General features: G+C 55.4%; 20 protein-coding genes, 1 tRNA gene and 1 pseudogene. 13 read left to right on the top strand and 9 right to left on the bottom strand.

The window, feature by feature from the left end; translation table 11 throughout:
• Positions 1-177: 177 nt before the first annotated feature.
• Positions 178-1,623, top strand: a complete 1,446-nt coding sequence (locus KTT_RS15285; protein ID WP_126596810.1) for an MFS transporter — start codon at positions 178-180, stop codon at positions 1,621-1,623.
• A 252-nt stretch (positions 1,624-1,875) separates the two neighbouring features.
• On the opposite strand, the gene KTT_RS15280 is transcribed toward KTT_RS15285, so the two are convergent.
• On the bottom strand, positions 1,876-2,343 hold the full coding sequence (locus tag KTT_RS15280) for a nuclear transport factor 2 family protein (protein WP_126596809.1): 468 nt from the start codon (positions 2,341-2,343) through the stop codon (positions 1,876-1,878).
• A 285-nt stretch (positions 2,344-2,628) separates the two neighbouring features.
• Between KTT_RS15280 and KTT_RS15275 the strand changes: the two genes are divergently transcribed.
• The 6 genes and pseudogenes from KTT_RS15275 (at position 2,629) to KTT_RS37980 (ending at position 8,419) form a co-directional block, all read left to right on the top strand.
• Complete coding sequence (locus tag KTT_RS15275; protein WP_126596808.1) at positions 2,629-2,862, top strand: hypothetical protein; 234 nt, start codon at positions 2,629-2,631, stop codon at positions 2,860-2,862.
• Positions 2,863-3,250: 388 nt separating this feature from the next.
• On the top strand, positions 3,251-4,165 hold the full coding sequence (locus KTT_RS15270) for an alpha/beta fold hydrolase (RefSeq protein ID WP_126596807.1): 915 nt from the start codon (positions 3,251-3,253) through the stop codon (positions 4,163-4,165).
• A gap of 15 nt (positions 4,166-4,180) precedes the next feature.
• Positions 4,181-5,485, top strand: a complete 1,305-nt coding sequence (locus tag KTT_RS15265; RefSeq protein WP_160145892.1) for a beta-ketoacyl-[acyl-carrier-protein] synthase family protein — start codon at positions 4,181-4,183, stop codon at positions 5,483-5,485.
• On the top strand, positions 5,478-6,725 hold the full coding sequence (locus KTT_RS15260) for a beta-ketoacyl-[acyl-carrier-protein] synthase family protein (RefSeq protein ID WP_126596805.1): 1,248 nt from the start codon (positions 5,478-5,480) through the stop codon (positions 6,723-6,725). The genes KTT_RS15265 and KTT_RS15260 overlap by 8 nt, the downstream gene beginning before the upstream one ends.
• A gap of 2 nt (positions 6,726-6,727) precedes the next feature.
• Positions 6,728-7,810, top strand: a pseudogene (locus KTT_RS37985) (FAD-dependent monooxygenase); the annotation flags it as partial.
• Between the two features lie 6 nt (positions 7,811-7,816).
• Positions 7,817-8,419 (top strand): hypothetical protein, encoded by a 603-nt coding sequence (locus KTT_RS37980; RefSeq protein ID WP_503826471.1) that lies wholly within the window; start codon positions 7,817-7,819, stop codon positions 8,417-8,419.
• Positions 8,420-8,659: 240 nt separating this feature from the next.
• On the opposite strand, the gene KTT_RS15250 is transcribed toward KTT_RS37980, so the two are convergent.
• From KTT_RS15250 to sufB, 5 genes are all read right to left on the bottom strand, one after another.
• Positions 8,660-10,153 carry a gluconokinase gene (locus KTT_RS15250; protein ID WP_126596803.1) on the bottom strand — a complete coding sequence of 498 codons (1,494 nt, stop codon included), beginning with the start codon at positions 10,151-10,153 and terminating at the stop codon, positions 8,660-8,662.
• Positions 10,154-10,199: 46 nt separating this feature from the next.
• Positions 10,200-11,873 (bottom strand): MFS transporter, encoded by a 1,674-nt coding sequence (locus KTT_RS15245; RefSeq protein ID WP_126596802.1) that lies wholly within the window; start codon positions 11,871-11,873, stop codon positions 10,200-10,202.
• A 146-nt stretch (positions 11,874-12,019) separates the two neighbouring features.
• Positions 12,020-12,697 (bottom strand): uracil-DNA glycosylase, encoded by a 678-nt coding sequence (ung, locus tag KTT_RS15240; RefSeq protein WP_126596801.1) that lies wholly within the window; start codon positions 12,695-12,697, stop codon positions 12,020-12,022.
• A gap of 119 nt (positions 12,698-12,816) precedes the next feature.
• Positions 12,817-13,275 carry a macro domain-containing protein gene (locus KTT_RS15235; RefSeq protein WP_160145891.1) on the bottom strand — a complete coding sequence of 153 codons (459 nt, stop codon included), beginning with the start codon at positions 13,273-13,275 and terminating at the stop codon, positions 12,817-12,819.
• Between the two features lie 350 nt (positions 13,276-13,625).
• Positions 13,626-15,026, bottom strand: a complete 1,401-nt coding sequence (gene sufB, locus KTT_RS15230; RefSeq protein WP_126596799.1) for a Fe-S cluster assembly protein SufB — start codon at positions 15,024-15,026, stop codon at positions 13,626-13,628.
• A 306-nt stretch (positions 15,027-15,332) separates the two neighbouring features.
• Here sufB and KTT_RS15225 point away from each other — a divergent pair, with 306 nt between their 5' ends.
• From KTT_RS15225 to KTT_RS15215, 3 genes are all read left to right on the top strand, one after another.
• Entirely contained in the window at positions 15,333-15,824 is a 492-nt protein-coding gene (locus KTT_RS15225; RefSeq protein WP_235845735.1) for an NUDIX domain-containing protein, read from the top strand.
• Between the two features lie 144 nt (positions 15,825-15,968).
• A tRNA-Arg gene (locus tag KTT_RS15220) sits at positions 15,969-16,041 on the top strand.
• Positions 16,042-16,258: 217 nt separating this feature from the next.
• Positions 16,259-17,404, top strand: coding sequence for a tyrosine-type recombinase/integrase (locus KTT_RS15215; protein WP_126596798.1), 1,146 nt, complete (start codon positions 16,259-16,261; stop codon positions 17,402-17,404).
• A gap of 125 nt (positions 17,405-17,529) precedes the next feature.
• On the opposite strand, the gene KTT_RS15210 is transcribed toward KTT_RS15215, so the two are convergent.
• The 3 genes from KTT_RS15210 to KTT_RS15200 form a co-directional block, all read right to left on the bottom strand.
• The gene (locus tag KTT_RS15210; RefSeq protein WP_126596797.1) at positions 17,530-18,594 is read right to left on the bottom strand and encodes a DUF5677 domain-containing protein; all 1,065 of its coding nucleotides are present in this window, start codon (positions 18,592-18,594) and stop codon (positions 17,530-17,532) included.
• Positions 18,595-18,672: 78 nt separating this feature from the next.
• Complete coding sequence (gene thiO, locus KTT_RS15205; protein ID WP_126596796.1) at positions 18,673-19,833, bottom strand: glycine oxidase ThiO; 1,161 nt, start codon at positions 19,831-19,833, stop codon at positions 18,673-18,675.
• A gap of 35 nt (positions 19,834-19,868) precedes the next feature.
• Positions 19,869-21,089 (bottom strand): helix-turn-helix domain-containing protein, encoded by a 1,221-nt coding sequence (locus KTT_RS15200; protein WP_126596795.1) that lies wholly within the window; start codon positions 21,087-21,089, stop codon positions 19,869-19,871.
• 296 nt (positions 21,090-21,385) lie between these two features.
• Here KTT_RS15200 and KTT_RS15195 point away from each other — a divergent pair, with 296 nt between their 5' ends.
• From KTT_RS15195 to KTT_RS15190, 3 genes are all read left to right on the top strand, one after another.
• The gene (locus KTT_RS15195; protein WP_126596794.1) at positions 21,386-21,595 is read left to right on the top strand and encodes a hypothetical protein; all 210 of its coding nucleotides are present in this window, start codon (positions 21,386-21,388) and stop codon (positions 21,593-21,595) included.
• A gap of 78 nt (positions 21,596-21,673) precedes the next feature.
• Positions 21,674-21,832, top strand: a complete 159-nt coding sequence (locus tag KTT_RS36185) for a hypothetical protein (RefSeq protein ID WP_160145890.1) — start codon at positions 21,674-21,676, stop codon at positions 21,830-21,832.
• Positions 21,833-22,043: 211 nt separating this feature from the next.
• Positions 22,044-22,316: a hypothetical protein gene (locus KTT_RS15190; protein ID WP_126596793.1), complete on the top strand. Its 273-nt coding sequence runs from the start codon at positions 22,044-22,046 to the stop codon at positions 22,314-22,316.
• The last annotated feature ends 27 nt before the right edge of the window (positions 22,317-22,343 follow it).

The raw sequence follows: 22,343 nt of genomic DNA, 5'->3' as shown, positions 1-22,343 counted from the left end.
GATCCATACGTATGATACCTAAGTCTAGCGAACGCACCTGGTGTGGAATTTTCCGCATAATTTAACCAATTTAACATACCCTTAACAATTAGATAATATAGCAGCACTACAATGATGAGGGATATGTGTTTGTTAAACCTATCCTTCTGGAAATGTTAAACGAGGAGACGACAATTTATGATCGTCGAAGATAAGTCGTTAGATACGCATTCGACTAATCGTGCGCATTCGCACGCTGTGCTTGAACAATTAGATAACAGTACCCTTTCGGGTTTCCACCTGAAGGCCATGATTACTTCGGGTATGGGCTTTTTTACAGATGCTTATGATCTCTTTATTATCGGGGTTGCCCTCTCTATCCTGACCCCACTGTGGCATCTGAACACATTTGAAGTTTCTCTCATTGGCAGCACATCACTGATCGCGGCGGCACTCGGCTCTATCATCTTCGGTCGCATTGCAGATTTCGTTGGCCGCAAAGCCATTTACGGTTTTACCCTGATTGTCTTAGCCGCTGGAGCCATCGCTTCAGCCCTGGCACCTAACCTGATCTGTCTCTTAATCTTCCGTTTTATCCTGGGATTGGGCATCGGCGGAGATTATCCTTTGAGTGCGACTCTGATGAGCGAGTATGCCAATCGCAAAGATCGTGGAAAGTTGATCACCATGGTCTTCTCCATGCAGGGCGTTGGCCTGGTACTGGCCCCATTGATCGCTATCGTTCTACTAAGTCTGCGTCTGGACAATGACCTGGTCTGGCGCTTGATGCTGGGTATCGGTGCGATTCCGGCACTGTGCACCTTCTATCTGCGTCGTCAGATCGCGGAGACACCACGCTTCGCCCTGTCGATGAACGGGGATCTTGAGGCGGCCACACGCACGGTGGGACAGGTCATCGGCACGCCCGGCGACACTCGTGTGCAGGAGAAGAAAGCCGCGAAGGTTGAGCGCAAGAAGCAAGAGAAGAAGAAATCCTGGCTCTACCTGCTCTTCACGCCACGCTACCTGAAATGGCTGGTCGGCACGGCTGGCACCTGGTTCTTGCTCGATATCGCCTACTATGGCACCACCATCTCAAGTCCTTTAGTGCTCAAGTTGCTGAACCCGCATGCGCATTTGATCACCAATACATTCTATACGCTGATCATCTTCGTGGTGGCGGCAGTGCCGGGCTATGTGTTGGCCGCCTTCACCATTGATCGCCTGGGTCGCAAATGGATCCAGATGGTGGGCTTCGGCATGATGGCGCTGGCCTATCTGCTGCTGGCCTTTGTGCCACAGTTGACCGAGATTACGGTACCATTCCTGCTGGCATACGGCGTAAGCTACTTCTTCACCGAGTTCGGTCCTAACGTGACGACCTTTGTCTATCCGGCCGAGATCTTCCCGGTAATGGTGCGTAGCACGGCCCATGGTCTGGCCGCCGCGCTGGGTAAGGTGGGGGCCTTTATCGGTGCTCTGGCCTTCCCGATCGTTCTGGCGCAGTATAAACTGCCAGGCGCCATGCTGATCGCTGGCGTCGTCTCCCTGCTGGGGCTCATCCTGACGGTGCTTACGCTGCCCGAGCCCAAAGGGCGCTCGCTGGAGGAGATCTCCGAAGAGCATACGCTCTTCACCCGCTAGTCAGAGCGATACTCCTGGACCACTGTGGTGCCGCCTGCGGCGGCACCACAAGAGAAAAAAGGAGGTGCAGGGTTTCTCAGGGGTGATCAGCCCCTGAGAAACCCTGCACCTCCTTTTTTCGGATGCTTGAAAGATCTGGGATGATTGCTGTCCCCTCTGTTCAGGCGATCGGGTTCGTGCGCCGAGGGGTAATCGGACGCGAGGTCCGAACTTATGGGGCGCCCGGTCAGAAGCAAACTGGGTGACTCCCGGTCAGAAGCGAACGGGGAGGAGCCAGCGGAGCATGGGGACGATCTGTTGGACGACAGTGAGGTGGTCGTAGTAGCCGCGCTGCCTGGCGATGAGGCCGTCGGAGAGGATGAAGACGCTGACACCGTCGACCTGGAATGGGCGGGAGAGCCAGCGCAGCCAGCGACTTCCACGAGGAGCGGGACTCTGGCCGTGAGTGGTCCAGGCGACGACGGCTCGCGTTTCGCTGGTGTAGAGGTATTCGTTGGGGGTGTAGGTGATGGTGGGCATGCTGCTGAAGCGCTGCTCGAACCAGGTTCGGATAGCCTGCTTGCCACGGCGCGGATATTTCATGCCGGCATCGTTGAGCTCGGCATCCTGGTGATAGAGGGCAACGATCGCCTCCACATCGTGGGCATTAAAGGCCGCGATCCACTGCCGGGCAAGTGATGGCGTGTCCTGATCCGACTGACTTTCATCGATGAGCGACATGGTTTTACCCTTTCATATCTTCTTAAATTCTTAAGTTCTGTTATACCATATGTCCTCCAGCGGACAATATGGTCCTCGGTGTGGCTGAGAAACGTTCAACCCTGACAATGCGTGTCACATAAAAGCCACGCATTGCTCACACTCTCATATGACTCAATGCATATTGTGCGTGCATATGCGGAGCCTGGCTACAAAGTAAAGTACATCACCGTTAGTAAAAAGGATACGTTGAGGTGAAAAGGATTTCTCCAGAATGATCGTTAACTACACTGGAGGAAAGACCACATGGATCCGAATAAGGGGAAGTACGAAAAGGTAAAGACGGACCCCATTTCAGACAAAGAGAAGCAGCAAGAGAAGAAAGAGCTATCTGATGCGGCTAAAAGGGCCGCGAAAGCCGCTCCCAAACGTTCCGGCGATGAGCTAGAGGGGGTCGAGAAGATTCCGCGCTCACAGGCCGAGAAAGAGATGAAGCAAGCCGCGAAGAAGGCAAAAGAGTCTGAAAAGAGGCATACGTAGTAGGGTTACCAGCATTCCAATCAGGCGCCTGAAGATCCATATGGAGCATTCAGGCGCCTTTGTTGTGCCGATTTTTGCAAAAAATGAATCGCACCCAATCGGGGCGCGAAATAACCGCTGATTAAGCCAAAATGGTACAGTAATAGGATAAGACCATGTTCTACACCTGACAAATCGTCACCGGCAACGCTCACACAGGGGTATTTTTGTATCCCGTGACCGGAGGTATGAAATTGTAATGCTGTAGAATCATGGAGTTCATACGTTTAGTGATTGCAAAGCTGCTGCTCTGTTTTTCTTTCTACTATGCCTTATATATATTAAGAAGGATGTACGCACAATCATTAACACAGAGCAAAGCAGATATGCATATAAGGGGAGGCAGCCATTGACCACTTCGACAGATCGCTGGATCGATGATACAACATTTCATGAGGATGTGAATTATATAGAGTCGCTCTGGCAGCAACGTTCAATTGGTACGATCGAGTTGCCGCTCATCGATATCGGCCGGGGTGAGCCGCTGGTATTTGTGCCCATCCTGGAGCACCTTGAGTTTGTCTATTCACGCCAGGTGCGCCAGATGAGCCAGTCGCGGCGCGTGATCCTGTATCGCCGCCAGGAGATGCGCAAGACGCCGTTTGGGCCCAATGACCGGGCGGAAGAACTGCGCCAGGTGCTCGATGGCCTGGGGCTGGAGTGTCCCGACCTGCTGGGGCATGGTGACGCGGCCATGGTGCTGTTCGAGTTCGCCCTGCGTTATCCACAGCGCTGCCGCTCACTGACGATCATCGCTCAGGGAGCCGATTACCGCATTAAGCCGCATCCCTTTATCTGGTTCCTGCACGAACTGTTCTATCGCCTGCCGGTGGAATATGTGTTGCCGGCCTCTATTTTGCGCGCCAACGTCATCAACTATATCATGTCGCACAGCATGGATAACCATACCGCGCCCTCACTGCCCCGCCACCTGATCGAGGAACAGTTCTGCAAGATCAGCCAGTGGCCGTTCGTCTATAAATGCTCGGTCCTGCCCATTATCCACAATTTTGACATTCGCAAGCGCCTTAGCGGGCTGACCATGCCCATTCTCTTAATTAATCGTACCGATGATGCCCTCTCACCGGAGGCAAAGACGCGCTGGCTGGCCCGGCACTTACCTAATTGCGCGGGCTACCACGTCGTTTCTGGTAGGGAGCGCTTCTTTATGTATTCGCGTGCCGAGACGGTAACTCCACTGATAGAGGCATTTCTGGCGGCACGCGATACCAGAAGAGGTCCGCTTAAACAACTACAGCAATAGCACATGGAGAAGCGAATGGATGCAACCCTGAATTCGCCATTACGGCGCGTGGTGATTACTGGCCTGGGAGTAGTAGCCCCGAATGGCATTGGAAAAGAACCGTTCTGGCAATCCTGCCTGGCTGGCCGTTCAGGGTTGCGGCGTATTACGCGCTTCGATGCCTCAATTCTACCTTCACAGGTGGCGGGCGAGGTCGCCGACTTTGATCCGCTACAATTTGGCCTGACTCCCAATGAGATTACGTCGCTGGACCGCGCCGCGCAGTTCGCACTGGCCGCCGCCAATATGGCGCTGGATGATGCTCAGATTGGCGACGCGCTGACCGCCGCGCAACGCGAACGCACGGGGGTGATGATGGGTCTGGCCCTGGCCTGCCTGGAGGAGGGGGAGCGCCTGTGGGTACGCATGACGGACCAGGGCGCGTGTCCGCCACGCCTGATAGAGGATGAGGCGCTTCCGGCCTCGCTGATGATGTCGCACGCGGCGGCCAGCAGTATCGCAGCCCACCACCATCTGCATGGTCCCAGCCTGGTGATCGCCACGGGCTGCTCGGCCGGCGCCGACGCCATCGGGCAGGCGTTCTGGGCTATTCAGGAGGAGGCGGCGGACCTGATGCTGGCCGGGGGAACGGACTCGGCGATCAGCTACACGCTGCTGGACGTGTTCTGCGTGATGGGGGCGCTCAGCACCGGCTACAATGATACGCCGAGCCGCGCGTCGCGTCCCTACGACAACAGGCGCGACGGCTTTGTCGTAGCCGAGGGGGCCGGGGTCCTGCTTCTGGAGGAACGAGAGCACGCGTTAGCACGCGGCGCCCATATCTACGCCGAGATCGTGATCTTTGCCTCCAATAGCAATGCCCACCATATGACGTCCCTGCCAGCCTCAGGTCAGCCGCTGCAGCGTCTGCTGCGCCAGACGATGGATGAGGCGGGGGTGACACCGCAGGAGATCGGCTATATCAATGCCCATGGCAGTTCGACCCCTCCCAATGAGCGGGCCGAGACTGCTGCCTACAAGGCGGTGCTGGGCGAGCACGCGGCACGCATCCCGATCAGCGCCACCAAATCGATGATCGGACACAGCCAGGGGGCGGCCAGCGCCATCGAGACCGTTGTGACGGCGCTGGTGCTGGATCGGCAGGTGATCCCGCCTACGATCAATCAGGAGGAGCCTGATCCAGAATGCGACCTGGATTATGTGCCCAACCAGGCACGAGAGGCCAGCGTACGGCTGGCGGTGACCCATTCGAGCGGCTTTGGAGGCGTCAATAGTGCGTTGTTGTTGGGGCGAGCGGATTGGGATAGGTGGCATGAATAAACAGAGACAGCAGAGACGTGTGGTGATCAGTGGACTCGGCGTGGTGGCACCCAATGGCATCGGGCAGCAGGCCTTCTGGCACGCGACTAGCAATGGGATCTCGGGCATCAACGCGCTGTGTCACGAAGGGGAGGTTCCCATCCGTGTAGCGGGCACGGTGCGCGATTTCCTGGTTGAAGACTACGTTGAGCGCAAGCTAGCGCTGCGCACCGATCGCATGACCCATTTCGCGCTGGCCGCCATCGATGAGGCGCTGCGGGACGCGCGGCTGCAGTTGGAGCAGGAGGACGCGGAGCGCGTGGGAGCGGTGATCGCCAATACCATGGGTGGGGTCGAGTTTGTGCTGCGGCAGATAGAGTCGCTCTACCAGCGTGGACCGCGCTTCATGAGCGCCTATACGGCCATCGCCTGGCTGCATGTCTCCAACGTGGGACAGACGGCGATCCGCCACCACATCCAGGGCTATTGCAAGACGCCGGTCAACGATACCGTCGGCGGACTCGACGCGCTGGGGATGGCCTATCGGGCGATCAGGCGTGGAACGGCGGACATCATCATCGCCGGAGGCTGTGAGGCCTTTCTCAATCCCTTTATCCTGCTCGTCCTGGCGCAGCAGGGCCAGTGCGTAACCAACAACGATCCAATGGGCTATCGTCCCTTCGATCGTCGGGCATCGGGGATGATCCTGGCGGAAGGGGCTGGCATCTGTATCCTCGAAGAATATGAGCACGCGATAGCGCGTGGAGCCACCATCTATGGCGAGATTGTGGGTTATGAACAGACCAACGATGCCCTGGGATTGCAGCCGCCATCACAGGATGGTACGCGCTACGCCCGGGCCATTGAGCAGGCGTTGCTGGCGGGCGACGTCGCGATGGAGGAAGTGGCCTACCTGAGCCTGGATGGCCGGGCCATTCCGGCATCGGATCGTGGCGAGAGCGAGGCGCTGCGCCAGGTGTTCGGCGAGCTGCTGCCACAGATCCCGGCCAGCGTGCCGCGCAGCATGTTTGGCCACAGCTACGCGGCCGCTGGCGCCATCGATACCATTACGGCGCTACTGGCCCTCAAGCATGGCCACATTCCGCCCACGCTCAACTGTGAGGAGCTCGATCCACAGCATGGACTGCGGCTGGTGCGCGATCAGGCCTATCAGCTACCAGAACGGCGGGGCGTGGCGCTCGTCGGCGGACGCGGGGCGGGCGGGGCCAATGTCGCGCTGGCGCTACGGAAGGAGAGCTAGTCGTGCGGGTGGCGATCGTGGGGGCGGGCCCCACCGGATTGGTGGCCGCCAATCTGCTCGGCCAGGCCGGCATCGAGACGCTGCTGATCGAGCGCAACGCGGGTCTGGCCGAACAGCCCCGCGCCATCACGATCGATGACGAGGGACTGCGTATCTGCCAGGCGATCGGACTGGCCGATGAGATCCGCGCCCACGCGCTGCTCCAGCGCGAGGCCCACTATGTCTCGCAGGGACACTATCTGGCCCGCATCTCCCCGACGCAGCAGCCGTTTGGCCATCCACAGATCTCGACCTTCTATCAACCAGCGCTGGAAGAGATTTTTCTGGCCGGCCTGCAGCGCTTCCCCAGCGTCTCCACCCACTTCGGACAGACGGTCGAGTCATTCACCCAGAATGAACATGGCGTCTGCCTGCGACTGCGCTCTCATGAAGGACGCGAGTGGTCCCTGGACTGTGATTACCTGCTGGCCTGCGATGGTGGTCGCAGCGCCATGCGCCAGCAGCTCCAGATCGCCCTGCGCGCGCCGGGTCCGCGCGAGATCTTCTCGTCCCTGGCCGGTATCAATAAACGGAAAGCACCACCGCGCAGACGGCAGCGTTCACAGCGCTGGCTGGTGGTGGATGCCATCGACCATGGGGACGGCACGGACCCGATCATCTTCTTCTGCAATCCGGAGCGCCCGGCCGTGACGGTCCCCTATCCCGATGGTGGGCGGCGCTGGGAGTTTATGCTCAAATCCCACGAACAGGATGAGCAGTGGCTGGATAATAAATGCATCAGCGAAGCGATCCAGCAGGCGCTGAACACATTGCCGGAATGGGACATGGCGCGCCAGCCGGGGGCGCCCGCGATTATGCGCAAGACCGTGTATACCTTTCACGCCACGGTCGCCGATTCCTTCGGCGTGGGGCGTATCTTTCTGCTGGGGGACGCCGCCCACCTGATGCCGCCCTTTGGCGGTCAGGGCATGAACAGCGGGCTGCGCGACGCCCACAACCTGTGCTGGAAGCTGGCGCTGGTCCTGCGAGGACAGGCTACCCCACAGTTGCTACAGACCTATCAGCAGGAACGACGCCCGCACGTCATTCGCATGATCATCTTCTCGTCCCTGCTCGGCAACTTCATCATGCCCACGCAGCCCGCGCTGGCCTTCCTGCGCGACCACGCCTTCCTGAACATCCAGCGCATCGTGGCGCTGCGCCAGTGGCTATCAGAAATGCAGGTCAAGCCCCAGCCCATCCACCGCGCCGGACTGCGCTTCCCCGGTCACCACAGCGGACGCATGCTGCCCCAGCCCATGGTCCACATCTCCGAGGGACAACAGGTGCCGCTGGACCACATCCTCGGCCATGGTTTCTCCATCTTCCGGCTCTCGAATGAGGACAACATGGAGATCTCAGAAGAGCACGAATTATGGGCAGGGCTGAATGCCCAATCCATCTATCTCTGTCCCACACGGGACGCCCTGGAACAAGCGCCAAAGCCAGACCCGAATGCCACATATATATGGGATGGTAGCGGCCAGCTCACACGTCTCCTTCGAGGAAATTCGCGGATGGTGATGGTTGTGCGGCCCGACCGCCACATCATGGCCATATATTCCCCATCGCAACGAGCCCGCATCGCCAAACGCATGGCCCGTTATTTTCCCATATGTTCGGACCTCGCGTCCGATTTCCCCCTCCCCATTTGAAAACGTTGGCCCATCCATGAAGAGGCATTTCCGTGGGGGAACGAAAATCGGCCGCAAGGGCCCATCCATGAAGAGGCATTTCCGTGGGGGGAACGAAAATCGGCCGCAAGGGCCGAACCTACGTTATCGCCTTTCTTGTTGCATTTCATAAAGATGGATATTTGAAATGTGAGAATAAATACGACCCGTAGGTTCGGCCCTTGCGGCCGATTTCTCCTCCACACATACGACCCCCTCTCCTCAATCGGGGAGGAGGCGGTGGTAGAGGTCGTCCTGGCGGGCGAGGGCGCGGCGGTAGATGTCGCCGTTGTGATGATCGGGCTTCGTGGGGTCGGTGACGCTGGGCTGGAGTTTGGCGAGATCGGGAATGATGCCCAGGGCTTCCAGGGCCAGCAGGGCGGCTCCACGGGCGGAGGCCTCCTGTTCGCGTGATGGGTAGATGGCGGTGCCGGTGGTGTCGGAGATGATCTGGCGCAGCAGCGGGGAGTGGAAGAGCGCGCCACCACTGGCCATCAGGCGGTGATCGGAGGCCTTCATATTCAGGGCCTGCAGCAGCGCGGAATGAATGACGCTGAGGCGGTAGGCGAGCGACTCCATGCCGGCGCGCAGAATATCTTCAGGCGTGGTACGCGTGGAGATGCCTGAGATGGTCATGCGGGCCTCGGCGTGCCAGCCGATGCTGCGCTCACCCGAGATAAAGGGTAGGATGGTCAGGCCATGATTGTCCGGCTTGAGCGCCTCCACTTTGGGTTCGGCCTCCTCCAGTTTGGGGAGCTTGAAGGATTCGGAGAGCCAGGCCAGCAGGTTGCCGCCCTCGCTCATGGCTCCTCCCATGACGGCGCGCTTGCTATCAATGAAGTAGAGCCAGAGGCCCAGGGGCGCCACCGAAATCTGCGCGGGATCGACGACGACGCGGATGGCGCTGGAGGTACCCATGGTGAGGGACCAGTTCTGGGTGGTGATGCAGCTGGTGCCGATGCAGGCCGAAGCACCATCACCGATGGCCGGGTACCAGGGCACATCGCGCAGGGCAGGCCAGCGCTTAGCATAATCTCCCTGCAGTCCCTTGAGGGCATCACCGGCATCGCCGATGTCAGGAAACTGCTCGCGGCGCACGCCGAGGGCCTTGATCAGCTCATCATCCCACTGCCGCGTCTTTGTGGTCAGCATGCCGGTCGCCGAGGCCATCGAGAGGCTGCAGACCGACTTGCCCAGCAGCTTGCGATGCAGATACTCGCCAAAGGAGATCCACTGCTTGACCTGCTTGAAGACTTTAGATTGATTCTGCGAGAGCCAGCGTAGCTTGGCCGGCCAGTAGCTGGCGTGAAAGCGTACCCCGACGCGGTCGTGAACCTCCTTCTCGTCGAACTCCTTGCGTAGATCGCGGGCGGTGTCGAAGGCGCGCGTGTCCTCCCAGGTAATCACAGGAGTGAGAGGATGGTTGTTTTCGTCGACCCCCAGCAGGCTGTGCCAGAAGGTGTCGATGGCCACGGCCCGGATCGAGCTGGCCTCCTGGCCAGCCTTCTTCAGCACTTCATCGATGGTCTGGGCCACCACATCTACCAGGTGATCGGCATCCACCGAGACTTCGCCCTCCTGGGACGTGGTGAGCTGATAGGTGAGCTGCGAAACCATGTCGGGTATGGCGTTCCCCTGACCATCAAAGAGCAGGGCACGCGTCGAGGAGGTACCAACATCTAACGCTAAGATAGATAGTGACTGTGTATCATCCATAACATACGCTCCAGATACATACTCTTAACTATAAGAAAACACAGGCTTAATCATCCGCCTTTGTGGCGGTTCCATCAACCCCTTGTGGCGAGTCAACATCGCTATGGGCATACATTAGTGTACACGCATTATCACTACATTGTCGCTCTTTCTTCTTCTTATCTGGCTTAAATTCTTTAACTTCTTTCTTTGTGGTCGCTGGCGCCAGCTTGCTGTAGCGCGGTGGGATGGTGATGGCGGAGCAGAGCGCGCTGATAAAGGCCAGGGCCGACCCGAGCAGCATGGCGATGCGGAATCCGACGAGGAACGAGTTGGAGAGGTCATCTTGCAGAATCTGGCGGGTGGCCGGATCAAAGCTGGCCGGGACCTCGGCTCCAGTGAGCTTGCTGCGCTGGGTGTCCAGGGCGTGGCTGGCGGCGGCCGAGACATGGTGCGCGGCCAGGTTCTGGTCCAGGGCCACGTTGAAGACGGCCAGCACGATCAGGGTGAAGACGGCGATGGCCAGCAGGTTGGCGATGCGGGCCACGGCATTGTTGACGCCCGAGGCGGTCCCGGCGTATTGATCGGCGACCGCACCCATGACGGCCGTGGTCAGCGGCGCCACCGTGATCGACATGCCCAGTCCCAGCACGACGATGGCGGGGAAGTAGGTGGTCCAGTAGCTGCCACCGATGTCCGGAATGGCGAACAGGATATAGCCGACGCCGACGATGCAGGGTCCAAGGACCAGCGGGAGGCGCGCGCCATAGCGGGCGACGAGTCCACCGGACCAGCGCGAGAGCGAGAACATCAGCAGCGTGAAGGGGAGCAGGGCCGATCCGGCGGCCGTCGGTGAATAACCCTGGACGCGGATCAGGTTGAAGGGCAGAAAGTAGAGGGTGGCGCCCAGCGCGGCATAGAGAAAGAAGGTCAGCAGGTTGGTGCCGCTGAAGACGCGTGAGTGGAAGAGCTGCAGCGGCATCATGGGAGCCGGGCTGCGCCGCTCAACCATGATAAAGGCGATCAGGGCAATGATACCACCGGCCACACAGCCAAGGACCAGCGGATGCGTGATGCCATAGCTGCTGGCCTCGATCAGGCCAAAGACCAGCAGGCCGAGTCCCAGCGTGGCCAGCAGGGCTCCCACGATGTCGAGATGGCGGTTGGCCTGCTCACTGCGGCTCTCGGGCACAAAGATGAACAGCACGGCCAGCACGATAACGGCCAGCGGCAGATTGATAAAGAAGACCCAGCGCCAGGAGGCGTACTGCACGAGCCAGCCGCCCAGGACGGGTCCGAGCGCCGCGGTGATGGCCGAGAAGCCCGACCAGAGTCCGATGGCTTTGCCGCGCTGGGAGGCGTCGAAGGAGGCGCGCAGGATGGCCAGGCTTTCGGGTGTCAGCAGGGCGCCGCCGACACCCTGGACGGCACGCGCGATGATCAGCTGGTTGATGTCGGTGGTCAGGCCACACCACAGCGAGGCCAGCGCGAAGATAGTGATGCCGATGGCGAACAGGCGCTTGCGTCCATAGAGGTCACCCATGGAGCCGCCGACCAGGATCAACGAACCCAGAAATAAGGCGTAGGCTTCGACCACCCACTGCACGCTGGCGGCGGTCGCATTCAAATCGGTCTGCAGGCGTGGCAGCGCGACATTAACCACGCTCCCATCGATGAAGGCCATGCTGGAACCCAGAATGGTGGCCAGCAGAATCCAGAATCCCTTTGTCTTTGGCAACATAGATAAACTTCTCTCTTGGTGTAAAAAATAAGGAGGATGGAACGCATCTCAATCAATCGATCAGTCGTCCATCCTCGCACAATTGAACCTATCTATTAGTGTACACGCTCGCCGTCGCAAAAGAGAAGATTTATTTTATTGGGCGCTTATAGATCAGGCAATTGCCAGTTGATCTCCGGCTTACCAGCGAGATGCAGGGCAGTGTTGATCTTTGAGAAGGGGCGGCTGCCGAAGAAGCCGTTGCGGGCCGAGAGGGGCGATGGATGCGCCGATTCGACGATGGTGTGGCGACTGGTATCGATGAGGGCCTTCTTCTTCTGCGCGTAGCCGCCCCACAGCACGAAGACGACCGGGCTCTCTTTGGCGTTGACGACCTGGATGACGTGATCGGTGAACTTCTCCCAGCCGTGATTCTTGTGCGAGTTGGCCTGGTGGGCGCGCACCGTCAGGACGGCATTGAGCATCAGCATGCCCTGGTCGGCCCAGGGCACCAGGTAGCCGTTGTTGGGGATGCGGCAACCAATGTCGTCGCGCAGCTCCTTGAACATATTGACCAGCGAGGGCGGCGGCTTGATCCCCGGTCGCACCGAGAAGCAGAGGCCGTGAGCCTGATTGTTATCGTGATAGGGGTCCTGGCCCAGCAGAAACACGTTCACATCGTCATAGGGCGTGTGGCGCAGCGCCGAGAACACATCCTGCTCAGGCGGAAAGACCTCGTACTTCTGACGCTCCTCATCGACAAAGGCGGCCAGCTTCTGAAAATACGGCTTCTCGAACTCGCCATTTAGATGAGCGTGCCAGCTCTCAGGAATATCAATCTGCATACATGTCCCTTTTTCTATTTTTTTGCGGCCGCCAGCGCATACATGATTGCATGGCGGCTATCATCCTATTCTCACCCATCCGCGCCAAAACGGCAATGCTCCGGCGGGACCGGACATGACTAATAACGCGTGTCGCCGGGGGCAATATAAATATACACATCCCAATTGGTATGCGAAAGAAAATCAACCATCAGGGGGCCAACCTCGGACCAGCTGAGGCGTCCAAGCCCGGCGCCGAGCTTTGGGAAAGCAATGCTGTGGACCCCGAGCTCCTGCTGACGCTCGACGAGATAGCACAGACTCTGCTCAATGTATTCAAGCCTGGAGTCGGCCCGCACCTTGTCTTTGGTGGGAAAGTTGAGGATCCAGGGGGTGCTATCGGTGTAGAGAGTAGGATGCCCGATACGCATGGTGCCTTCCTGGCATTGCCGCTGGTAGGAACGAAACATCTCTGGATAGCGCTTCTTGAATTCGAGCGCCAGCCCCTTACCCATCACCCCCTGACAATTCACCGGATTAACCAACACCTGCGCCGGCGAGGTAAAGATATCACCCTCACAATAAATAATCTGAGCCATCCTTGTTTGCTCCGTTTCTTCGCATATCAACGTTATTATTTTAATTTTCCGCAATGTAACAAGAAAAGAGACGAGAGTACGTGCGGGGCTTGCCCCCGCTTGCTTCCTCGCCGCTCGAACAAGCAACCAACAGGATGCGAGGCATCGCATGCACCGTCCCTGGCCGCATTGAAGGAGCTTTTCCTTTTGGGGAGCAAAGAAAGCGGGGGCAAGCCCCGCACGTACAGTGGCCGTTTCTCGTTTTGCATGATCTTAAATTGAAAGCATGGGCCGCGAGGGTCGAGCGTATGAAAAAGGAGCGCCTACCGGGGGTAGGCGCTCCTGGGCGTTTTCTGTTGGGTAGAGACGGTTTAGCCGACGCTGCCGGACATCTCCAGCTGGATGAGGCGGTTGAGTTCGACCGCGTACTCCATGGGGAGCTCTTTGGTGATGGGCTCGATGAAGCCGTTGACGATCAAGGAGTAGGCCTCGGATTCGTCAAGACCACGGCTCATCAGGTAGAAGAGCTGGTCCTCGCCGACTTTGGAGACGGTGGCCTCGTGGCCGATCTCGGTCTGGTTCTCTTCGACACGAATGGTTGGATAGGTGTCGGTACGAGCGTTCTCGTCGAGCAGCAGGGCGTCACAGCGTACGCTGGACTTGGTGTGGTGCGCACCAGGATTGATGCGAACCAGTCCGCGATAGGAGGAGCGACCCGTTCCCTTGGAGACCGACTTCGACAGGATCTGGGATGTGGTGTGCGGTGCCAGGTGGGTGATCTTGGCGCCAGCATCCTGATGCATGCCGTCGTTGGCGAAGGCGACCGACAGAACATCACCGCGAGCTCCTGGCTCCATCAACAGGACGGCCGGATACTTCATGGTGACCTTCGAGCCGAGGTTGCCGTCAACCCATTCCATGGTGGCGTCGCGATAGGCGGCGGCACGCTTGGTGACCAGGTTGTAGACGTTCTTCGACCAGTTCTGGATGGTGGTGTAGCGTACACGCGACCCTTCCATGGCCTTGATCTCTACGACGGCGCTGTGCAGGCTGTCGCTGCTATAGCTAGGGGCGGTACATCCCTCAACGTAGTGGACATAGGAGCCAGGCTCGGCGATGATCAAGGTGCGCTCGAACTGACCCATGTTCTGGGCGTTGATGCGGAAGTAGGCCTGCAGCGGGATCTCTACACGCACGTTGCGCGGCACATAGACGAAGCTACCACCACTCCAGACGGCACTGTTCAGCGAAGCGAACTTATTGTCGGATGGCGGGATGATCGATCCAAAGTGCTCTTTGATGATGTCGGGATACTCACGCAGAGCGGTATCCATATCGGTGAAGATGACACCCAGCTTCTCCAGGTCTTCGCGCATCTTATGATAGACGGCCTCACTCTCGTACTGAGCAGTGACACCAGCCAGATACTTCTGCTCAGCCTGTGGGATACCCAGACGATCAAAGGTGTCTTTAATCTCCGAAGGAATGTCGTCCCAGTTCTTACCCTGCTGAGCGACCGGCTTGATATAGTAGAAGATATCGTCAAAGTTGATGCCCGACAGATCAGCTCCCCAGGTAGGCATTGGGCGCTTCTCATAAAGCTCGAAGCTCTTGAGGCGGAAGTCGCGCATCCAACTGGGCTCGCCTTTCATCTCCGAGATCTGCTCGACGACTTTGCGGGTCAGTCCCCGCTGGGACTTGTATGTATAATTTTCTGCGACATGGAACCCAGCACTGTAGTTACCCTGTTCCAATTCAAATGCTTGACTCATGACTTACTCCAATTGCTGGCTGATTCTATCAGGGTCTCTGAGAAAGCCGTTCGCTTTCAGAGAAATTTAATCCTTACTTGTGTACTCGGATTTAGTTGTATTATATGTTGTTTCCCTTGCAATGTCAAGGCTGACGAGGCCGATCGAGGTTCAGATGGCGCCCGCTGAGCAGCTCTAGAGCAGGCAACCGAACGGGGGCCGCCCTTTGCAAGGCGCGGCGCGTATGTCACAATAGGGTGAATGGATGTGGACGCGCCTGTGGTAGTGATGATCAGTATAGCATAAAGTGGGTGCGCCCAAAATAGAATGACGGGAGATGCTATGATCAATCAGCTGCTACTCCGGCTGTGGAGACTGCTGCGGGGTCGGCCGCAGTGGTATTTTCTCTGGCTGGCACACCCCAAGTTTATCGTCGGGGTGTCGGGCGTGATCTTCGATGAGCAGGGACGCATCCTGCTGCTGCGCCACCGCTTCTGGATGCAGGCCACGTGGGGGCTACCCGGCGGCTACGCCAATAAGAATGAACGTCTGGAGGATACGCTGCGCCGCGAGCTGCGCGAGGAGACCGGCTACGAGGTCCAGGTGGGCTCGCTGATCCGCGTTGTCAGCGGCTACCGCCTGCGCGTCGAGGCCAGCTATCGCGGCACCTTCCTCGGCGGCCAGCTGCGGCTCGATGAACGCGAGGTGCTGGAGGCTCGCTTCTTCCACCCCGACGAGCTGCCGCCAGGCCTGCTCCCCTCGCAGCGCGAGATCATCAAGCTCTCGCTCAGCAGCAATCCCCCTCCTCCGGCATCATAAAGGGACGACGATAGTATGATACGCAGATCGCAGCAGCAAAGCGGGAACAGCCCACAAAAGTGGTGCCAGAAGTACTTGACAAGCCGCGAGCAACCTTGCTATCATGGATGGCGCAGAGGATGCATCGCACCCTCACTCCAACACGCGCCCATAGCTCAGTGGATAGAGCAACCGCCTTCTAAGCGGTTGGCCGCAGGTTCGAGCCCTGCTGGGCGCGCCCTTTGCTCTGGAAGCCAATTCTCAAGCGCATTGACACGAAGCAAGCAGCGATCTTTTTTTGAGGATATGTGTTCATTAGGGTCCAAAAAAGCTTTAGTGACCATCCGCCTCGAAAGGGCATAAACAACCGCCTACTCAGAGGTCGCGAAAATCCGTAAAACGGTATGACCATCCGCCTGCTTTGTAGAGATGCCTCATGAATTGGAGGTATTCCTATGGCACAGCCAACAAAAAAGCCTATGACAGGCAAACGTTCAACTTCTACCCCAAAGCAACCAGGCACTGCTATCTCTCGCAGAAAAGAACGAACCCTCCGCAAGTCTATTGATGAATATATTGCCGATCATCAGAGTCAACACCATAGCATCAAAACGATTAAGTGGCACCAGCTGGCGCTCGGGCACCTGGCGAACTTCCTTGAGCAGCAAGGCGTGATCTATATCAAAGATCTTGAGAAAGGGCACCTGGTCGACTGGATCAATCTCCTCACTGAAGAACCTGGTTCCCGCGGCAAACTGCGAACGACCAGGACGGTAAACTACTATGCGCGTTCAATGCGTGCTTTCTGCCGCTGGCTGGAAGCTGAAGGGTATGTCGAGGTAGCGCCGTCTAACCGCGTCAAGATGCCCAAATTGAGCAAGCCGCTCATCCGCATTATCGAGTTTGAAGAGTTCGAAAGGATGCTCAAGGCCTGTACCCCTCCTCGCGAGGTCGGTCCTACAGCTGACTGCAACGCTGCGCGCAATCGAGCAATCCTCTGGGTGCTGTGGGATACGGGTATCCGCCTGGCCGAGCTCTGCGGCCTGCGCTTCTCAAACTTCGATCGCGACAAAGGTGTAATCATCGTCCATGGGAAAGGAAACAAAGAGAGACGCATCGCGCTCGGCCGTAACGCTCTGCGAACGCTGCTCCTGTACATGGATCGTTACCGACCAGATGAGGACGCATTGCTAGAGATAGGTATCACCGATGAGGATCATATCTTTCTAAGCGAGGGTGGTAATGCTCTCACACGTGATGGGATCTCGATGCTCTTCAAGCGAATACGCGCTCGCGCAGATCTTCCTCATGACAAGCGAATTAGCCCCCACATCTTCCGACATACATTCGCTGTGCGCTTCTTGATGCTCGGCGGCGACATCTTTACCCTGCAGGAATTGCTAGGCCATGAGGATATGGCCACCATTAGACAGTACATGCATCTCAACGACACCTTGATCCAGGAACAAAAACGCAAGTTCTCGCCTGGCGACAACGTTCCCTTTAATGGCATGGCCACGGGAAAGACTCCGCGTACAGATTTCCGTGATCCCATTAAACGCAAACCTGGTACGGGAAGAGGAATAAAACCTATAAAATAGAATAAAGCCAGCTACTAACAGACGCGCCCTTTGACCAAAAGAGCGCGTCTTTGTACTCTACGACTCTATACAATATGTATATGATGTGTAAGCTAAAAGAGAAGGTTATGCACTGAAACTTAGGCTTATGAGATACGGAGGCTAGATTTCTCTTTAGCATCTTCCTGAGCCTGCAATTTTAATTCATCATCTACAAGCTGCTGGTGAGCCTTAAGAAACGCTTGTTTGGCTTCATGGAGTAGCTCGTTCATTATCTGTGCTGCAACGAGTGATTTTAAGTGAATTTCTAGTAAGTCTTTCTCTTGTATGTGCTGTATATAGGTAAGTAGTAAGGCAGTTATTGCATTAAAAGAAATGAGAGTTATACTTGCTGGATCGGCAAGTCCTGCATTACTTGGTCCAGCAGGGAGAATATTAGATTTACCTATTTCACCGATACCAAATTTTATTCCCTTTGCACTTGGGTGGATAGGATAGCTTGCCATTTTAAAATAAGGCCTCCAATGGTCAAGCCCTACTTTTTCCTCGATATCTGCGAAAGTAGGTCTACTTTTGCCTAGAGCAATTGCTGCCCATCCATAATCACCTTTCAAAATATCTTTGGAATGGCTGGGAAAGTGATCTGTCCGATACTTCTGAACAGCTTTTTCAAGGTTATCTATTGTTCCTGATTCTAGTGGTTTTAGTCCTAGCTTTATATAGTGTTTTTCATACTGTTTTGCTGCCTTTAAGGAGTCTACAACCTCATAAAGTAAATATTTTTCAGCGAGTTCATTCCCTTCTTCTTGAATGAAACTGGCGATAACCCTCATTTCATGCAAAGTTCGTGCACGCGCAAGAGCATCTCCTGCATGACCACTTTTAAGTAGAGAGAGTATTGCAGACATTGTCACACATGAACGAGCATGTGTTCTAGTGAGTACATCGAATACAAAATCTTTTTGTTTGGCAGCGTATGGGCGTATCTTTTGATTAAACTCTGAGCCAGCAGTGCGTCCAAAAATCAAGATAGTTTCAAATAAGTCCAGTCCATGCTTCCAACGGTCATATAATCGGTTCTCAAATCCAGTTCGTTCAATTTTCTCTTGCTCAAGAGTACTGAACATGTCTCGTTTTATTTTTTCATAATTCTGGGTTTTATTGATTTCCAGCAGTTCATTTATAGTTTGAGAAATCTCATTCTCATCCATAATCTACCCTAAACCTTTTTATCTAATTGTAATTTATCTATTTTCAGCTTGATTAAACAAATTCAAATATAACTGCTTTTAGCTCTCTAATGTTGATTGTGCCAGCTGAGTATTGCTACTGTGTTTTTTAACAAAACGATTGAGGGAAAATGGGAGTGTGATCTCCGATGTTTCTTTGGTTGTCACCAACTGTGCAATGGATTGGCCAGTGATGATGCTTAGGATAACCCCTACACTGTTATGACCAACAGCAAGCGTCACATTTTGCCAGCCAGGCGCTGCCCCTAGTATCGGGTATTTATCAGGTGTCTTTGGTCGAAGTCCAGCCCAGGAGAGTTCGGCTTTGCTTCCCTGTAAAGAAGGAACAAGCTTTGCAGCGGATTTATACAGCCATGAGAGGCCTTCGTTTGTAACCTGGATATCAAAACCAACTTCTTCTTTAGTCGCACCAATAATGATAGATCCATCTCGCGGCACAAGGTATGCTGACCCACCAAAGATTATGTAGCGCAGTGCTGTTGCTGGCTGCTTCATGGAGATAATTTGGCCTCGATGAGGGACAACAGGCAGTGAGATATCCAACCAGCTGTCATAAAGCCCGGTCCATGCTCCTGTGGTCAATATCATGTGGTCGCATGCGATTGTATCGCCCTCGGCCGTCTTTACTCCAGTTACTTTGTTCTCTTCGCGCTGAATACTGGTAACTTTTTTATGGCTATAAATCTTTGCGCCTAGCTTTACAGCTGCATTTGCGAATGCTTTGACTATTTGAGGGGCTTTAATCTGTGACTCCTCGGGAACGTAGATCGCGGCGCAAACTCCCGGCGCAAGTAGTGGCTCCATCTGGCGAGCCTCATCGCCAGTTAACCATTGCATCTTTAATCCTAGCGGCTGCCAGGCCTCCATGCGTTGCTGCAAATTGGATACACGCTTCGGGTTACTGACTGTTCGCAGTGCTCCAGTCTGCTCATACCCTAGATCCAGGCCGGTTAAATCTTCCAATTCTGGAACAACAGAGGGGAAGAGCGCAAAGCTGGCCAGGAGTAGATCCGCGAATGGACCTGGTCCGGTGAGTGGTCCAAGTGGAGCAAGTAGACCAGCTGCAGCACTAGACGCCTGGCCGCCAATTTCACCTTCATCTAATACCATTACGTCTACGTTGGCTTTGCGCAAATAGTAGGCGATGGCACAGCCTATCACGCCACCTCCGACAATAACGACGTCTGTTGTGTGTTCCATTTCGCAATCCTAAATCTGATCTAGTGGTAGACCACTTATCTCATGCTTAGCTGGGTGCCCAAACGATTTACTAATGGATGGTGTTTATATGCGCCTTGCAGCTGCTGATAGAGGTTGTAGACCCTTAGCTCATTGCTACGTGATTGGGTAGCACGCACCACTTTTAGAGCTTCGAATGCAATCTCACAACAGCTCTCTGGATCGTCTTCTGCCAGGTAAGTCTCTGCATCTGCAATCAGGAGTCGAGCCTGCCAGCGCGTCAGTTCTGGGCCGAGATTGTCGCGTGCAATGTTGAGTGCATTATGCGCATCATCTGGCCTGTTAAACAAAGTGAGCGCTCTGGCTCTGTCCATATAGAGTCCTGCAATATTTAATTTTACAAAACTACCGTCGTCTTGTAAATCGCCCTTTCTCACAATTCGCCCCACCTGGTCGAGCATATTCAGTGTTTTCTTTTGCAGGGAAGGATCGCCAGCTGCCACAGTTGCGTATGCTTCTGCCGTAGCCTGGTACACATATCCCTTTAAAGAGTCACGGGATTTATCAGCATATGGCAATGCTCCCTCCAGGTCTTGAAGAGCCATATCATATTTCTGCTGCTTCAGATAGGTCTTTGCCCTTCTGAAAAGTGCTGCAGAAACAAGCTCTGGATTTTCTAGCTTGAATGCTAAATCCACAGCTCGGTTCCCATCACGCAATGATTGCGGGATATCCATGCGATCCCTGGCCGCCACACTGGAAAGCTGGTAAAAGCGGCAAAGCATTGCTATCAGCTGGGAGCGCTGAATACCCTTTACCTCTTTAGCTGACTGGGTGAGATTTTGTATCCAGAAGTTGATGTTGCCAGCTGCCTGTTGAGCACTGCTGGTGTAGTAAAGCTGCCAGCTCAGACTGAGCATGCTTTCATACATATTCATGGTTTGAGAGTCAATGACCCTGGTTGTTTCTCTTGGATCAAAAAGAGAAGCATCAGCTTCTTCATCAGTAACAATGACTGACAAACCGAGAAGCGCTGGGGGAATGTTTAGAAGTGTGGCGAGCGCTTGACGCCTTGAAATTAGTTCTGGCATATTCGCACTGCTTTCAATTTCATAAATGTGGCGAAGCGATTGTCCCATAGCTTCAGCCAGGTCTCGGGCTTTCCACTTACGCAATTCACGATAGTAGCGAATGACTTGCCCTAAGTGTGGAAGATTATTTTCTCCTGGGTCGAATGGACCATAGGCATACCACCAATAATGTTGTGTTTCTTTCATTACTTCCTTGCTTTCAGGTCTCGCTCACTAGCCATTAACTATTTATAGTCTACTATAGCCCTCCATCCATAACAACCCGATTTTACCCATTGTGCGATTTTTTCTCACTATGAGATTTTTCTGCAGTTTCGTGTACGTTCCTGCCATGTATTATTGCCATCGTGAGCTGCAGCAATGCAGTGAAGTTAACAGCAGCCAGCCGAAGTGAATATGTTTTTTAGTTGGCTTCAGAGCAAAGGTTATACACGGTTGGCGCGTTACATCTGGCATTTTTAGCTTTTAGGGAGGAGTTGAGAATGACAAAAAGACAGTCCCTCGTAGAGCGTCTCGGTACTTTACCAGCTGGCATGTCGAAAGCAGATGTCGAAGCTGTTCTTGCGTTCATTTACGGCGCGTTCGACAAACGATCAGCCAAGCAAACATTGATCTTCCATCCATATGTTGAAGAGTCTGACACTCAGGTTTCAGTGTCTGATTTCAGCCGCTGGCTGCAGGCTCTCATGTAATTAGGATGGTCGTTACAGTCCAGTTGACATTTCAAATGTTTAGATTATGCCTGGTAACAGGCGAAAAGGAGTTGGTTCATGCATAACATCTTGATGGTCATGTTCGGCATTTTGCTGGTGCTCGGCGTTGTGCTCGCGCTTGGTGTGTATCGTCTGCGCATGATCGGGGTGCTGATGCTCTCCGTCGTAGCGATCACATGCGCCATGGTGTGGATTGGTCATATCAGTATTCCGTAAGGTGCGGCGCTATCAAGTAGCGGTGGTAGCGCTGCCTATCTCACATAGTTCGTTCGGCATTGCGAGGTTCTCTCCTCGCGGAAAATATGAGGTTGTCTATGGGTAAAAAAGAAGTGCTGTTACTCCTGATCGCACTGGTACTGCTCTTGCTGCTCGCGGCCACGGGCGGATTTACCTACCTGCTGGATTTCGTTCGCGGGATCGCGTAGTTGTGCGACGGTTTGATGTTGCGCTCTGGTGGCGCTGGCCATCACTGTTCCCTGACCAGGTCGGGTGCCTGGAAGCGGACAACGCGTTTTCGGCTATTGTTCAGCTGATGCATACCTATGGATATACACAAGTTGAGCATGCAGCTGCTAGGGCTGTGGATCATTCGATTGTCTATCGTGTCTATCATCTTCGCGGCATCAAACGCGGTCCGGTCTGGTTCTACAGGCAACCGCTTACGCATGGCGTTGCTGAATCTGTCCCAGATCCCGAATAAGCGTGCCTTTGCTGCTGCCGCGGAGCT

The sequence above is a fragment of the Dictyobacter aurantiacus genome, assembly GCF_003967515.1.
In the GTDB taxonomy this organism is placed as follows: Bacteria; Chloroflexota; Ktedonobacteria; order Ktedonobacterales; family Ktedonobacteraceae; genus Dictyobacter; species Dictyobacter aurantiacus.
Note: the sequence above shows the minus strand (reverse complement) of the source record. Positions and strands in the feature narration are given on the sequence as shown.